Annotated in this window: 18 protein-coding genes; 6 read left to right on the top strand and 12 right to left on the bottom strand. The window is 45.3% G+C overall.

The features are described from left to right. Positions 1-9: 9 nt before the first annotated feature. The 5 genes from KYK27_RS05245 to KYK27_RS05265 form a co-directional block, all read right to left on the bottom strand. Complete coding sequence (locus tag KYK27_RS05245) at positions 10-1,293, bottom strand: hypothetical protein (RefSeq protein ID WP_199108927.1); 1,284 nt, start codon at positions 1,291-1,293, stop codon at positions 10-12. Next, on the bottom strand, positions 1,286-2,005 hold the full coding sequence (locus KYK27_RS05250) for a type III pantothenate kinase (RefSeq protein WP_199108928.1): 720 nt from the start codon (positions 2,003-2,005) through the stop codon (positions 1,286-1,288). Before KYK27_RS05250 ends, KYK27_RS05245 begins: the two co-directional genes overlap by 8 nt. Positions 2,006-2,011: 6 nt before the next feature. Beyond that, entirely contained in the window at positions 2,012-2,707 is a 696-nt protein-coding gene (locus KYK27_RS18565; RefSeq protein WP_238395901.1) for a pseudouridine synthase, read from the bottom strand. A 1,229-nt stretch (positions 2,708-3,936) separates the two neighbouring features. Next, the gene (scpB, locus tag KYK27_RS05260) at positions 3,937-4,497 is read right to left on the bottom strand and encodes an SMC-Scp complex subunit ScpB (RefSeq protein ID WP_199108930.1); all 561 of its coding nucleotides are present in this window, start codon (positions 4,495-4,497) and stop codon (positions 3,937-3,939) included. Between the two features lie 12 nt (positions 4,498-4,509). Continuing rightward, the gene (locus tag KYK27_RS05265) at positions 4,510-4,899 is read right to left on the bottom strand and encodes a TraR/DksA family transcriptional regulator (protein ID WP_199108931.1); all 390 of its coding nucleotides are present in this window, start codon (positions 4,897-4,899) and stop codon (positions 4,510-4,512) included. A gap of 403 nt (positions 4,900-5,302) precedes the next feature. Between KYK27_RS05265 and KYK27_RS05270 the strand changes: the two genes are divergently transcribed. Continuing rightward, positions 5,303-5,866, top strand: coding sequence for a DUF3575 domain-containing protein (locus tag KYK27_RS05270; RefSeq protein WP_199108932.1), 564 nt, complete (start codon positions 5,303-5,305; stop codon positions 5,864-5,866). A 72-nt stretch (positions 5,867-5,938) separates the two neighbouring features. On the opposite strand, the gene ribH is transcribed toward KYK27_RS05270, so the two are convergent. From ribH to pdhA, 3 genes are all read right to left on the bottom strand, one after another. Beyond that, positions 5,939-6,415 carry a 6,7-dimethyl-8-ribityllumazine synthase gene (gene ribH, locus KYK27_RS05275; RefSeq protein ID WP_199108933.1) on the bottom strand — a complete coding sequence of 159 codons (477 nt, stop codon included), beginning with the start codon at positions 6,413-6,415 and terminating at the stop codon, positions 5,939-5,941. A gap of 145 nt (positions 6,416-6,560) precedes the next feature. Further along, positions 6,561-7,274 (bottom strand): tetratricopeptide repeat protein, encoded by a 714-nt coding sequence (locus tag KYK27_RS05280; RefSeq protein ID WP_199108934.1) that lies wholly within the window; start codon positions 7,272-7,274, stop codon positions 6,561-6,563. Between the two features lie 115 nt (positions 7,275-7,389). After that, positions 7,390-8,433: a pyruvate dehydrogenase (acetyl-transferring) E1 component subunit alpha gene (gene pdhA, locus KYK27_RS05285; RefSeq protein ID WP_199108935.1), complete on the bottom strand. Its 1,044-nt coding sequence runs from the start codon at positions 8,431-8,433 to the stop codon at positions 7,390-7,392. A 129-nt stretch (positions 8,434-8,562) separates the two neighbouring features. On the opposite strand from pdhA, the gene recF reads away from it, so the two are divergent. From recF to KYK27_RS05305, 4 genes are all read left to right on the top strand, one after another. After that, the gene (gene recF / locus KYK27_RS05290) at positions 8,563-9,669 is read left to right on the top strand and encodes a DNA replication/repair protein RecF (protein ID WP_199108936.1); all 1,107 of its coding nucleotides are present in this window, start codon (positions 8,563-8,565) and stop codon (positions 9,667-9,669) included. 56 nt (positions 9,670-9,725) lie between these two features. Further along, on the top strand, positions 9,726-10,004 hold the full coding sequence (locus tag KYK27_RS05295; protein ID WP_199108937.1) for a hypothetical protein: 279 nt from the start codon (positions 9,726-9,728) through the stop codon (positions 10,002-10,004). Positions 10,005-10,220: 216 nt separating this feature from the next. After that, complete coding sequence (locus KYK27_RS05300; protein WP_199108938.1) at positions 10,221-10,544, top strand: DUF721 domain-containing protein; 324 nt, start codon at positions 10,221-10,223, stop codon at positions 10,542-10,544. A gap of 407 nt (positions 10,545-10,951) precedes the next feature. Then, entirely contained in the window at positions 10,952-11,506 is a 555-nt protein-coding gene (locus tag KYK27_RS05305; protein ID WP_199108939.1) for an acyl-CoA thioesterase, read from the top strand. On the opposite strand, the gene KYK27_RS05310 is transcribed toward KYK27_RS05305, so the two are convergent. Then, positions 11,507-11,707: a hypothetical protein gene (locus KYK27_RS05310; RefSeq protein WP_199108940.1), complete on the bottom strand. Its 201-nt coding sequence runs from the start codon at positions 11,705-11,707 to the stop codon at positions 11,507-11,509. Positions 11,708-11,767: 60 nt separating this feature from the next. Between KYK27_RS05310 and KYK27_RS05315 the strand changes: the two genes are divergently transcribed. Next, positions 11,768-13,150: a M20/M25/M40 family metallo-hydrolase gene (locus KYK27_RS05315; protein ID WP_199108941.1), complete on the top strand. Its 1,383-nt coding sequence runs from the start codon at positions 11,768-11,770 to the stop codon at positions 13,148-13,150. A 145-nt stretch (positions 13,151-13,295) separates the two neighbouring features. On the opposite strand, the gene KYK27_RS05320 is transcribed toward KYK27_RS05315, so the two are convergent. The 3 genes from KYK27_RS05320 to KYK27_RS05330 all read right to left on the bottom strand — a co-directional run bounded on the left by KYK27_RS05320 (position 13,296) and on the right by KYK27_RS05330 (position 14,968). Further along, entirely contained in the window at positions 13,296-14,018 is a 723-nt protein-coding gene (locus KYK27_RS05320; RefSeq protein ID WP_199108942.1) for a head GIN domain-containing protein, read from the bottom strand. A gap of 379 nt (positions 14,019-14,397) precedes the next feature. Beyond that, entirely contained in the window at positions 14,398-14,766 is a 369-nt protein-coding gene (locus KYK27_RS05325; protein ID WP_199108943.1) for a magnesium citrate secondary transporter, read from the bottom strand. Between the two features lie 7 nt (positions 14,767-14,773). Then, positions 14,774-14,968: a zinc-ribbon domain-containing protein gene (locus KYK27_RS05330; protein ID WP_199108944.1), complete on the bottom strand. Its 195-nt coding sequence runs from the start codon at positions 14,966-14,968 to the stop codon at positions 14,774-14,776. Positions 14,969-14,982 lie beyond the last annotated feature (14 nt).

Here is a 14,982-nt window from a genome sequence, read left to right on the forward strand (position 1 = left end):
ATAAATTCGTTATTCCAGTCTGCGTTTTATGAACCAGCGGCTGTTAACCGTAAATCCGATGCTGAACTTGAAGTAATTTTCTTTAACAAGGCCGTTGTCTGAAGTACCGCGTGAACCATAACCAAATGCTGTGTTTAGCTGGTACAGATCATATATAGTGGAGCGACCGAATGGCAAAGTTGCACCTACTGTAAGTCCTTTGTCTTTAATCTGCTCGTTGTTAAACTCGTAAGGCGAATTGCCATAGTACACGCCTGCTCGGTAAGTAATGCGTTCAAAATAGTTGCCTACAGAGTTTGCATCCGGAGTATATTCTGCACCCAGGCTTGCACGGTAGCTGTCTGCAAGTTCCTGCTCGCCTCTGAAGTTTCTGAAATCAGACCACTTCTGTGCGTAATAATCTGCTGCTACAGTTAAGTTAGAGCCATTATCCAGGCTGATACCTGCCGCAAAGCTCGAAGGGATATTTACTTTGCTGCTTGAGCTATCAGCATACAGGGATTCTTTTACTGTTCCGAAAAAATCGCGGCGTTCAAAAGATGATTTACGGTCGGCACCAAGATCTGCTTTTAAACTATAAACAGCTCCTGCACTCATAAATAACTTATCGTTCAGCTTTGTGCGGTAGTTTGCACCAGCTCTGAAAAGCAGGTCGTTGTACTTTGTTTTTTCGCTTAAAACTACACTTTCGCCCCTAGCTTCAGGTATTTTTGTATCGTTGATAGAGGTGGAAGATTCTTTAACGATAGAACCGAACAGGTAAGAAGCACTTGCCCCAATCGTTAAGCCCTTCGTTATTCTTACCCCGTGCCCGAAATATAGTTCAGAAATGCCGCCTTCTCCTTTATAAGCTTCGGTAGCAGTTGCTGTAGCGTTTAACGGGGATGTGGTGGAAACCTCATATGCCACTGAGGAATAAGGGCGGAGGCTAAGGGCTGTGGTCCATCGCTTCGAAACCGGTACAGAAAGCGATACCGAAGAAAGGTTTGCTGTTCCGTCTGTCTGTGATCCGGAGCCGCTTTCCAGTTTTTTTATCTCGCCGTTAACACCTATTTCAAATGCAGTAAGGGTGTTATAGTATAGCAACGCCGGGTTAGCAGTATTTATCTGGAAACTGTTGGCTGCACTAATGCCTGTATTGGCCATACCTGCATTCCGGATATTGCCCGTGTTATAGTTGTACTCGCCAAGGCCGAAGCGTGAATAAGGGGCATTGCCAATGCTTTGGGCTTGTGCCCCATATGAAAGGCAAAGTACTGCGGCGCAACAAAGGGCGCGAAGTGATTTATACATTATACGTCAAAATTCTATGAAGCCCGATCAAGACTAATTCAGGAATTACAAAGATGCGTCCTTTTAAGTTACTTTCAAAAAATCCTGCATCGCCACCGCAAAGTATAACCGTTAAATCCGGTGCCTTTTCAGAATATAATTGTATAAGTCCGTTCAGTTCTGCTACAGTGCCCGTTAAAACACCGCTCAAAATTGATTCCTGGGTTGACTGACCGGTAAGTGGAAATTTATCAGGAATTTGGTCTATTAACGGCAACCTTTCTGTAAAAGTATGCAGCGCTTTTAATTTCATGCGGAGGCCCGGTGCAATTCCGCCACCCATATAAGTGCCGTCATTTGTAATAAACTCATGCGTTATAGCTGTACCAGCATCAAACACCAGACAATTACGCCCCGGAAATAAATAGTTGGCCCCAACTGCCGCTGCAATTCTATCAGCACCCAGTGTTTGCGGCGTTTTATAGTTATTTAAAACAGGCAAGGCTGTCTGTGCCGATAACGTTACAATGTTACCGCTTACAGACAGCCTTGCACTATAGTTTGCAGCATCGGCGGCTACGCTGGCAACTATGGCATCCTCAAAAGTGTGGTTCAGTATCTCTCCGGGCATATTGTCAATCCCCTGAAAGTAGCCTTGCTTTACAAGACTGTTACCTTCAAATATACCATACTTAGTGCCTGTATTACCTACGTCTACCGCAATGCGCTGCATAGTTTCTCACATAAAGTACTTCAGACGGATAAGCTCTTTTTCTGAAAGGTAGCGCCAGTTGCCGCGTGGAAGGTCTTTTTTAGTTAGACCCGCATACTGCACTCTGTCCAGCGTTACTACTTCGTAGCCTAAGTGTTCGAAAATACGACGCACAATTCTGTTACGCCCGATATGTATTTCCAGACCTAAGAACTTACCAGTATCCCCGATCAAGGCAACATCATCTACTTCCGCTTTACCATCTTCCAGTTCCAGGCCTTCTGCTACTTTCAGGAAGTCTTCTTTGGTGATCGGCTTATCCAGCTCAACCTGGTAAATCTTTTTCACGCCGTTAGATGGGTGTGTCAGCTTTTGGGCCAGTTCACCATCATTCGTGAATAAAAGCAAACCTGTGGTGTTACGGTCTAAGCGGCCAACCGGGAAAATACGCTCTTTCGATGATTTCTCAACCAGGCTCATTACTGTTTTTCTGCCTTCCGGATCGTCTGTCGTTGTCAGGAAATCTTTTGGCTTGTTAAGCAGCACGTATACCAGTTTTTCGCGGTTCAGCAGCTTTTTGCCATACTGTACCGTGTCTTCGGGCTTCACTTTAAAGCCCATTTCGGTTACCACTTCGCCGTTTACCTTAATTTCACCAGACTCTATCAGCGTATCCGCTTCACGACGCGAACAAACACCTGCATTGGCGATGTAACGGTTCAAACGGATCGTTCCGTCATCTTCGTTCTCCTCTTTGCGGTTGCTTTTTTTGATGCGCGGGTTGTTCTCGTAATGCTTGGTATTGTAAGTTGGCGTTTCCGGTTCGCCAAGCTCTTCTCTGTTAGAGAAACTGGTTCTGCGGTCTTTGTTGCCAAACTTTGAATTACGATCTGATTTAAAAGGCTTTCTATCTGAATTGAAGCTGCGCTCGCCACCTCTCGCTGGTCTGTCTTCGCGGTTTTCTCTTCTGTCTGAGTCGAAAGAACGACGCTCTCTGCCTTCGTTGCGGTCTGAACTATAGTTGCGGCGTTCACCTCCCTCACGACGATCGCCGTAAGATTTTCTTTCGCCACCTTCTCTTCTATCGCCATATGGCTTACGCTCACCGCGATCAGAACTGAATGAGCGACGTTCGCCTCTTTCTTCACTTCCTCTTCGGTCATCGCTTCTGTCGCTGTTGAAAGAACGGCGCTCTCCGCCTTCACGCTTGTCTCCAAACGACCTTCTTTCACCACCTTCTCTTCTGTCTCCGTAAGATTTGCGCTCTCCACGATCTGAATCAAATGAGCGGCGCTCGCTACGTTCACCGCGGTCTGCACCAAAAGAACGACGTTCGCCTCCTTCTCTGCGGTCCGTGTTAAACGTACGCTTTTCACCTTCTTCTCTTCTTGGAGCTGCTTCTCTGTTTTCATCAGATCCGCGGCGCTCCGCTCTGTTCGGACGATCAGAATTGAATGATCTTCTTTCACCGCCCTCTCTGCGATCAGCACCGAAAGATCTTCTCTCACCACCCTCACGACGGTCGTTGCCAAAAGAGCGGCGTTCGCCTCCCCTGTTGTCATCGCGTCTGTCTGAGTTAAATGATCTGCGCTCTCCGCCTTCGCTGTTACCGCGTCGGTCGTCTCTGCGGTCAGAACTATAGTTGCGTCTTTCGCCGCCTTCACGACGGTCGCCAAATGATTTTCTTTCGCCGCCTTCTCTTCTGTCAGAGCCGAATGAGCGGCGTTCGCCACCTTCGCTTTTATCTCTTCTGTTAAAGATCTTTTTTTCGCCGCGATCGTTGTTTGGCCTGCCAGAAGAATTTCTGTCAGTATCTCTGCGTCCTGCACCTTCGTTGTCGCGCGCAGGTCTTTCGTTATCTCTTGCCATTGTTGTTGTGTTACTCGATGCAGTATCGCTACTGTACCTTATATGCAGTATAATTGAATTTGTATTGCTCTTGTGTGGGTGCGCTAATCTGCAATTTCGCCAATTACGTTTTCTTCCGTAGCGAAATCTTTTAGCTGTGGGAGGTCTTTTATGTGGTTGATACCGAAGTAGTCCATAAACTTCTGGGAAGTACCGTAAAGCACCGGCCTTCCGATGGTATCTGCTTTTCCTTTAATTTCGATCAGCTCCTTTTCCAGCAGCTTCTGAACGGCATAATCACAGCCTACACCACGTATCTGCTCCATAGCCGAACGTGTAATAGGCTGTTTGTAGGCAATGATTGCCAGCGTCTCGAGTGCGGACGCTGACAATTTTTTCTTTGATTTCTGTTTCAGGTAAACACTTACCGTATCCTGGTATTCCGGTTTGGTAAGAAACTGGTAACCGCCCCCGATCGCGTAGATCTGGAAGGCAAAACTGGTATCGTTCAGCTGCTCATTTATAGCTTCTATACTTTCGAGCACGTCACCAACAGCAATTTCCATTTGCAGCGCTTCTGTTAAGCAACGCTGAATTTCCTCTATGCTGATAGGAGATTGTGCACAGAAAACCAGTGCCTGTATATGGTGCTGTAAGATATTCAAGAAGTAAAAGTTCTAGTCGTTACGCTGTAGTTTAGCTTCGATAGTATGTTGTGTGTGCGGCACGGCGCGCAGTCTCTCTTTCGGGATCAGCTTACCGGTAACGATACAAACGCCATAAGTGCCGTTTTTAATGCGGATAAGGGCGTTCTCCAGCTGCTGGATAAACTTCATCTGGCGGGATGCCAACTGGTTTAAGCTTTCCTTTTCTGCCGTATCAGCTCCATCTTCCAGTACTTTTGTAGGAGATGCCGTGTTATCAGTACCGGTATCGTTACGACGGCTAAGGGTTTCTTTAATAAAGGTTACTTCCTTCTTAGCGTTCGTCAGCTTCTCCAGGATGATATTTTCGAATTCCAGTAGGTCTTCTTTAGAGTAGCGCTGTTTTTCTTCGTTCGTGTTCATTTCTTCTTTTTAGAACTATATGTCTTTAACCTAATACTTGGTCTATTAATTCCATCCTAAGATATTTTGCTCCATTAAAGAGGCAAAACAGGTATATTCTATGCTTCTGCTTTTCCCGTAGCTTACTCTTTACAAGCAACTGTTTATTAGCATCTTCACTAAAATTCGTGCAAAAATAAGATTAAAGATTTTAATAAACTATGGACCAAGCAAATTAAATGGCTTCCCGTTTTTGGTTATTCAGGATATTCATCTAAGCCCGCCAATAATACTACTGCTGCAAAAGCCATGCATTAATGTTATAACACTACAAATATTTTTTAGTATTTGTTTATTGAATATATATTTTTCTATATATTAGCCTTCGTATATATTTAATAACTTTTTAATTTTTTTATCAGCTATGAAGCGAATTTTACTATTAACAGTGGCAGCTTTTGCCATTTTCATGGGAGCTGCACAGGCTCAGAGCAATGTTTTCAAAATCAACATTCTTAGCCCTGTAGTACGTACAGGCTCTGTGTTTTATGAGCGCACAATTTCTGAAGACAAGAGTGTGCAGTTAGGCTTCTTTTACACAGGCTTCAGTGTCGGCGACACTAAGTTCAGCGGCTTCGGTATTACTCCAGAGTTCAGAAAATATCTTTCCAGCTCTGAAGAAGCTCCAGCAGGTTTTTATCTTGCTCCGTTCCTGCGTTTACAGTCCTTCAAACTTAAAGTAGAAAATTCTGACTTTACTGAAGAAGAGACTGGCGGCGAAGCTACTTTAACAACTTTCGGCGGTGGCTTGCTAATCGGTCGTCAGTGGGTATTTGCGGATCGCTTTGTTCTGGATACTTTCCTGGGCCCAAGCTATAATGCAGGCGGTGTTAAGGCAGAAGACAACGCTAATGAAGAAAACTACGAAACTGGTGCATTCAGTGGTTTTGGTATTCGTACCGGTATTGCTCTAGGTATCAAGTTCTAATCAGAACCAACTATAGACACATAAAAAGAGGCGTCCTTTACAGGGCGCCTCTTTTTATGTGTCTATAGTTGATTAAAAGCTGAGCATATGAATAACCGCTGCAGCTGCCTCCACGCCTTTGTTGCCGTGTTTGCCACCGGCCCTATCCAAAGCCTGCTCCAGGTTATTTGTCGTTACCAGGCCAAAGGCCACCGGTTTATTATACTTCAGCGATACGTTGGTAAGGCCGTTTGCCACCGCGTGGTTAATATAATCGTCGTGTTTGGTATCGCCTTTAATTACCACACCAATACAGATCACGGCATCAATCTCTTCGTGTTGCGCTAAAAACTGGGCTCCTAAGGTAAGCTCAAAACTGCCAGGCACAGTGTTTCTGAATATATTCTCCTTTTGAGCGCCGTGCTTCAACAGTGTTTCGATAGCGCCGTTGCTCAGGACATCGGTAATCTCTTTGTGCCACTCGGCTACTACCAAGCCAAATTTCTTGTCGGCCATGTCGGCGAAAGTGGCGGTGCTGTACTCGTTCAGGTTTTTTAAAGCTGTTGCCATACTTTAAATGGTTATTGGTTAATGGTTATTAGTTATTGATGCAAAGTGTCATACCAGAAGCTTTGCACCAGATCAGCTTAAAAACAGAAGCGCTTTTGTCTTATAAGAAGACAAAAGCGCTTTTATAATTTATAGTTGGCGTTAATTAGTTAGCGCCTCCGGCTAGTGCCTCAGCACGCGCCTTGTATTTTTTAGCGTCGTTCAGTTCAGCTGCTGTTACGTAGTCTTTCACGATCTTGTCGTAAGCTTCGGCAGCTGCCTTATAGTTGTTATCGGCTTCGTAAGCGATACCAGCTTTCATAATGTACTGTGGCGAAAAGAACTCGTTGGCATTATGGTTAGCCGCTTTCATGTACTGGTCTGCTGCTTCCTTGTTTTTGCCCTGCTCCAGTAACGCATCACCAATCAAACTATAAGCACGCGCCTGCAACAGGTAATCATCAGACTCAAATTCTTCTAAATGATTCTGAGCTTCTGCAAACTTGCCTGTCTTTAGAAGTGCTACACCAGCGTAGAAATTTGCCAGGTTACCGGCATCTGTTCCGCTGTACTCATCCGCAATTGCTACAAAACCTTTGTACTGACCGTCACCGTTCAGTGCTTTGTTCAGAGAATCGGCTTCGAAGTAATAAGTTGCCTGGAACATAGCATCCTGTGCTTCCTGGCTCTGGGTAGTGCGGTGGTTGTAGTATAAAAAGCCTGCAACAACAATAGCGGCAATGGCGGCAAACACACCAAGCAGAATTGATTTGTTCTTCTTTACGAAATCATCCGTGTGCGACAGGCGATCTGCCAATGCATCCGGATTCTCAACCAGCTCTTCAAACTCGCTGTGTTTCTTTACTGTTTCTTTTGCCATTAGTATTAATTGAATTAGAAATTCAAAAGTAGGAATTAAAAATTGTATTTAAATCTATGCGCGGTACTTTCCGAACACCAAATTTATAATTTTTAATTCCTAATTCTAAATTATTTTAGTCCATTACGTAAGGGTAGTCCGGCTCCACGTAAATATCTGTGTATAACTCAGATGGGTCCGGGTAAGGAGATTCTTCTGCAAACTTAACTGCTTCTGCTACGCGCTGCTTCACATTCTCGTCTATCTGCTCCAGTTCTTCCTGGGTTGCAAAGCCATTTTTAAGTATAGTTGCTGCAACAGCTTCTATCGAGTCGCGGCCTTTGTAGTCTTCCAGTTCTTCTTTGGTTCTGTACTTGGCAGGGTCCGACATAGAGTGGCCTTTGTAGCGGTAAGTTCTGAACTCAAGCAGTGTTGGTCCTTCACCGGCACGGGCACGGTCAGCAGCTTCAGCTACGGCAGTATGCACGTTTTCAACGCTCATGGCATCAACCGGGAACGATGGCATATCATACGCAGAACCCAGTTTGTACAGATCCTGCACGTTTGACGTACGCGATACCGAAGTACCCATGGCGTAACCGTTATTCTCGATCACGAAAATCACAGGAAGTTTCCAGCTCATGGCCATGTTAAGCGCTTCGTGGAAAGCACCCTGACGCACCGCGCCATCACCCATGTAGCAAATGCAAAGCTTGCCTGTCTTGTTATATTTTTCGGCAAATGCCAGACCAGCACCCAGTGGTATCTGTCCGCCAACTATACCGTGTCCACCAACAAAGTTTACTTCCTTATCGAAGATGTGCATAGAGCCACCTTTACCTTTAGAGCAACCGGTAACTTTTGCAAACATTTCGGCCATTACAGCGCCCGGGTCAGTGCCCAGTGCCAGCGGATGCGCGTGGTCGCGGTAAGCTGTGATCCACTTATCGCCTTTCTCGAGGGCAGTAACTGCACCAGCTACACAAGCCTCCTGGCCAATGTAAAGGTGGCAGAAACCTTTGATTTTCTGCTGACCATATAACTGGCCTGTTTTTTCTTCGAAGCGACGGATGAGTTTCATGTTCTCAAACCACCACATATATGTTTCCTTTGAAAACTTTGGCTCAGCCTGTACCTTTGCTTTCGCCGATTTCGCGCTTGCCTTTTCTTTCGTAGCCATGGGTAAATATCTAATCTGGGTTTTATCCGTTGCATGCTCAGGCAGAAAAACTACCTTGCACGTTGGGCGAAATGGCCCGTAACGGGTTTAGCTGCGAAATTAAGGAAAAAGAAATCAATTAGAAACTGAATGCTCCTCGAAAATCTAAGTCTGCTGTTTTTTAAGAACTACGACGATGCCACGCTGGCTTTCTCGGAGCACATTAATTGCTTTATAGGCGACAACGGAAGCGGCAAAACTAACCTGCTGGATGCCATACATTACCTTTCGCTCACCAAAAGTGCCTTTAACAGCTCCGATGCTCAAAGTATAAAGCAGGGCGAAGAGTTTTTTATGGTGAAAGGCAAGTTTATAGTTGACGACACGAAACACACCGTGCAGGTTAGCTTAAAACAGGGGCAGAAGAAGACAGTAACCCACAACAAGGTGCTGTATGAGAAAATGAGCGAGCATATTGGCCGTTTCCCGGTGGTACTTATTTCGCCTTACGACACCGACCTGATCCGCGAAGGCAGCGAGGAGCGACGCAAGTATTTTGACAGCCTGATCTCGCAACTGGACCATACGTACCTGGAGCAGCTTATACAGTACAACTACGTTCTGAAGCAGCGCAACTCGCTTTTAAAGCAGTTTGCTGACCGAAACTACTACGACCGCGATTACCTGCATATTTTAAACGAGCAATTGGTACCACTGGGCCAGCAACTGGCAAAGGAGCGCGAAAAATTCCTGGAAATGTTCGTTCCGGTATTTCAGAAGCATTACCGTCATATCTCCGACAGCTCCGAAACCGTTACGCTCACCTATAAAAGCCAGCTTTTGGGTACTGATTTTGCCCACCAATTGCTTCAGCATGAGCGTAAGGACATGGCGCTGCAACGCACCACTATAGGTCCGCATAAAGACGATTTCGTGTTTTTGATGGATGGCAACCCGGTGAAGCATTTTGGTTCGCAGGGCCAGCAGAAAAGCTATGTAATTGCCCTGAAACTGGCGCATTTTGAAGTAATGGCCGAACGCCAGCACCACAAGCCCCTGCTCCTACTCGATGATATCTTCGACCGCCTCGACGAAAAGCGCATCACCAAACTTATGCAAATGGTAGCCGCCCATACCTTCGGGCAAATATTCTTAACTGATACTCACCTGGATAGAACCGACAAAATACTCGAAGGCCTCTCAGAAAGTATCCGTAGATTTGATGTAAAGGATGGGGTGGTGAAATTAATTGCTTAATTATTGGTTGTTAAATTGTTGATCAGGTAGTTATATGTCATACAAAGCGGAAATAAATGCCTATTAATATTTATAATAAGCTAAATTTTGAAAGTATAGATCATCTCTGTGATGATGTCTGGGACTTACCTAGTCTCATTGATTCTCTTGAGAATTGGCTTAAGAAAACTGGAAGGAATCTCTCAGAAGGATCTTATGTAGCAGATATTGGATTCGATATAAGGAAAGATGCATCGGGAGGTGGCGGAGTAATCAATTCTGAATCTATGAGTATAATGCGTGAAATCGGCATGGATGTTTATCTCTCAGAGTACCCGGGTACAATGAAGAAATAAAAGATTTAACTCTAAATAAGATTCAGCCTTTTTGCTTGGTTACTTACGCTTTATCAATGGTTCCCCCTCTTTCTGATTTAAAATGCGAAAATATTTACTGTGAGGATTTATAATCCGATCTTCAATGTTTAACCTATTATATACAAAGATCTGATTACTCCAATCTTACTCAACCTATTCTTAATTCATCATTACTAATTCATAATTACCCAAACCGTGCGCTACTACAAGAAGAAAGAAGAGATTGCGAAGCGAAAAGCAGGCACACAAACTATAGGCGAAAGCATACAAGGGCTTTTGCGGGCTTACCGATTGGAAGGCAAACTGAACGAAGTAAACCTTATACAACGCTGGGAAGAGTTTATGGGCAAACCAATCGCTATGAAAACACAGGAGCTGTTCTTCCGGGAAGGGAAACTGTTTGTGCGCCTAACCTCTGCCCCACTTAAGCACGAACTCAACATGAGCAAAAGCAAAGTAGTAGAGTTACTTAACCGCGCTGCCGGCCATGAAGTAGTGAAAGATGTAGTGTTCCTATAATCTGAACTGGAATCAATGAGGATTTCTGGTATTTGATTGATTTTGTAGAGACGCACTATGTTGCGTCTTTTTCATTTTGTCTGAATCAGGATTTACAGGATTAAAGGATTTACAGGATGCTTAAAGAGGCCCCTTTTCACTACCTGGCAGTTTGGGCAGTTCTTGCTAGCGTCTTACTTACGAAGCAAAAGTATAAAACACCCCTACTCCTCTCAAGAGGGGAATTACGTTTATTGACAGATTCCACCAATCCATTGAATTCCTATTAATCTGCGGTTCAGGTACAGGCGCTAGCGGGAGCTATTCACACCGCCAAGTCTAAGGCATCCTGCAAATCCACAAATCCTGAAAATCCTGATTCAGACAAAGAAACTATAGTTGCCGTATACTTTGCCAAACTATAAATTATGACCGAACCTGCTTACCGGCCTGTCTCCTACTCCCGTACCACGCTTACCGAGCTTATGATTCCGAGTTACGCTAATTTCGGTGGTAAAATTCATGGGGGTATTCTGCTTTCTTTAATGGATAAGGTAGCCTATGCCTGCGCAGCCAAGCATGCCGGTAATTACTGTGTTACGGTTACGGTAGATGGCGTAAATTTTCTGCAGCCCGTGGAAGTACAGGAACTGGTGTCGCTGATGGCGTCGGTTAACTATGTGGGCAATACCTCGCTGATGGTCGGTATAAAAGTAATTGCTGAGAACGTGAAGACCGGGCTGGTGAAGCACACTAACACGTCTTACTTTACCATGGTAGCTAAAGGCGAAGACGATAAACCAACCCAGGTACCCGGCCTGTTACTCGAATCGCCAGATGATACCCGCCGCTTCCTGGAAGCTATAAAACGACGTGAACTGGCCCAGCGCTACCAAACCGAATTTACAGAAGCTAAAACCACACTTGCTATAGAACAGGAACTATACCGGCTGCAGGGCGAGCGCTGTAAACTAGCCTACTAACTATAGGTTAGTTGTAAATGGCGCGAGGCGTCCCCGCTCGTGTCGAACTATAGTTGGGTCTCCGGCCTGGTTAACTGTGAGGTATTTGTGGCGTCCCGCCTCTTTTTTCTTTACATCCAGTTTTAAAGCGGCCAGAGTACTCAGGTAACTCACACTTGCCAGAGGCGAGCGAGGGCACAGGAATAATCCGAAGCATTCCAAACCAAATAATGCTTTTTTGATATTCTTATTTATATTTAAGGTCTACACCTATTACATATCATGACTTTAAAACTTAACCTCACCCGTTTACTGGCTTTACTAACTATAGCCAGCTTATACCTTGCAACTATACCCGCTGCTTTTGCGCAAACTATAGTTCGGCAGGACGAAGAAATTAAAAAGATGGTAGATGAGCTGTCTGCCCAGAACCTCGAAACACTGGTTCGTAAACTGGCTTCCTTTGATACCCGCCACTCCCTGAGCACCATTAAAGACAAGAAAAAAGGCGTTGGCGCTGCCCGCGAATGGGTAAAATCAGAATTTGAGAAATACGCGCAGGCATCCGGCGGTCGCATGACCGTTGAGCTTGATAAGTACACTGTTAAAGCTAACGGTCAGCGCATTCCGCAGGATGTGGAGCTCGCTAACGTAATGGCTACCCTCAAAGGCACCGACTCGAACGATGACCGTGTGCTGATCATCAGTGGCCACATGGACTCGCGCAATACAGATGTGATGGATGTGAAAGGCAAAGCGCCGGGCGCTAACGACGATGGTTCTGGCGTAGCAGCCGTAATGGAACTGGCCCGCATTATGGCTTCCCGTCAGTTTCCGGCAACTATAATTTTTGTAGCTGTAACCGGCGAAGAGCAAGGTTTACTGGGTGCCCGCCACCTGGCCGAAAAAGCAAAAGCCCAGAACTGGAACCTGATCGCGATGCTGAACAACGACATGATCGGCAATTCCTCATCTGACGAAACAGAGCTGCGCAACAACATGCAGGTGCGTATTTTCAGTGAAGGCATACCGTTTGTTGAGTCTGAAGAACAGGCACGTATGCGCCGCTCTACAAACCGCGAAAACGACAGCGAAAGCCGCCAGCTGGCCCGCTACATGAAAGAAACCGGCGAGCGCTATGTTGAGCAGCTGGAAGTAAAACTGGTGTACCGTAACGACCGTTTCCTGCGCGGTGGTGACCACACACCGTTCAGCCAGAATGGTTTTCCGGCCATCAGGGTTTGCGAAATGAACGAGAACTACCGTCACCAGCACCAGGATGTGCGCGTTGAGAACGGCATCCAGTACGGCGATTTGCCTGAGTTTATAGATTATGAATACATGCGCAAAAATGCCGCGCTTAACCTGGCTTCGCTGGCAAACCTGGCCTGGGCACCATACGCACCAGCCAAAGTAGGCGTAAACATCAAAAACCTGACAAACAAAACAGACCTGCAGTGGGAAGCGCCAGCCAAAGGCAAAAAACCAGCCGGTTATTATGTGCTAATGCGCGAGACCAGCAGCCCTGTGTGGGAAAAGAAATTCTTTGTGAAGGATACGAAAGTTACCCTGCCTTACTCTAAAGACAACTACTTTTTTGCCGTGCAGTCTGTTGATGCCGAAGGCCACGAAAGCATTCCGGTTTTCCCGGTGCCGGTACGCTAACTATAGTTAAACTATAAAAAAGGCAGAGACTAAACTATAGTTTCTGCCTTTTGCATTTTATGGAATTTCAGGCGCTGTCTTTTATCAAACGAAAAAAAAGCAGCCATAACAGGCTGCTCTTTCCAGGGTATGTGATTGTATTCACTTAAAGCTTTGAGATCCTGCTTGCTGCCGTTGTTTCAGCTTCAATTTTAGGTGAACCGGCATAGGAAATATTAGATGTCCCGGAGGCATTTATCTGCAGTGTTTCGGATGCAAAAACTTTTACCTTACTGGCTCCGCTGGCGTTTATTTTAACTTTTTTAGCCTTAAGCTCCTGCGTATCTACATTAGAGGCCCCGGACATATCCATGTCCATTTCATCAGCGCGGCCTTTTAAAACTACTTTGCTCCCCCCACTCATATCTACATCCAGTTTGCGGGCATCTATAGCCAGTGTTACATTCGAGCCTCCACTCATATCCAGCTCAAAAGTATTGGCTTTAAAGGTAGATAAACCCACTACTTTTACTCCGCCGCTTATATCTACTTTCTCCAGCTCGTTAACCGTAATATAAGCTTTCATGCCTTTTCTGGAGTTTATGTTGCCTTTGGTGTACAGGTGCAGCACGCCATTTTTAACTTCGGATACGATGTTATCCATCAGGTTTCCTTCAGCTTCTATTCTCAGTTCTTGTTGCTTGCCCTGCTTAATTTCTACTGAAAAACCTCCGCCAACTTTTATGCCTTTAAAGTCGGATACCTTACGGGTTTGTGTTTGCAGGTTGCCATTGCCTTTTACATCCTGCGCTATAACGGTGCCACTCAGCAAAGCAAAAGCAAGCACAAACGAAACGACGATGGCCATGTTGGCTGTAAAATTCTTCATAGTTTTATTTTGTTGGTTTGAATAGTGTTACAGAGCAGTCTGTTTGTTTTGATCTGCTGTTAGCTAATAGATGCGGCCAACTATAAAAGGTTGCTTGAGCACTGAAAAAAATTTTAGCAAACTGTATTCGCTTACGCTTCGGCACTGTTAATCTGTGTTTTATAGTTATCAGGGCGGGCGGACCTGCAGTTTATCTAATAACTATAGTTCACTTGTTTTTATTAAATCCTTTGTGGTTAGTTTTGTAGTAGGTGCAACGCAGATTATAGCATCTGTTTGTAGTTACCAGAGCAATTATTGGGTTTAGTGAACGAGTGTTGTTTGTTTTTGCAACGGCAGGTGCTATTTGTAGGGCCTGCCGTTTTGCATGTAAAGCAGGTTAAAGTTCAGTTGCCGGCTCCGGGGCCTTATTAATACTGAGATGGAACAACACTGCTCCGCAACTATAGTACAGCACATCCCACACATCAGCTGTGTAAATATCAGACAAACGGGGGAGAAACAGCTCGAAAAAGACACCAAACAGCAGCACCGCCCACAAGCTATAGTTTAGCGGCAGCACAAAACTATCGTTGCCAAAGTATACCCGCTCTACTGCCAGTGCCACTGTAAGCACCACCGGCATACATAACAGATCATCGAGGTAGTAATGCAGCGGCGCTACATAAACATGTTGCCATTCCAGCAATTGGTTCAGGCAGAAAAGCGCCAGGCAAACTATAAAAACCGGATGGGCAAAGGTTTTCATGCTATAACTATACTGCCACCAGCCCGACCAGCAACATTAAAGCGCCCAGCACTGCCAGGAATATTTCGGCTGCATTTAACCCTTTCAGGCTATACCATTTTTTTTGAGGAATCGGCTTGCCACAGGTGGTGCAGACTGTAGTGCCGGCAGGTACTTCAGTGCCGCAATGCGCACAAACTATAGTTGAGATATTATCAGACATAGTACTATAACAAA

The organism is Pontibacter populi (genome assembly GCF_019336435.1).
Lineage (GTDB): Bacteria > Bacteroidota > Bacteroidia > Cytophagales > Hymenobacteraceae > Pontibacter > Pontibacter humidus.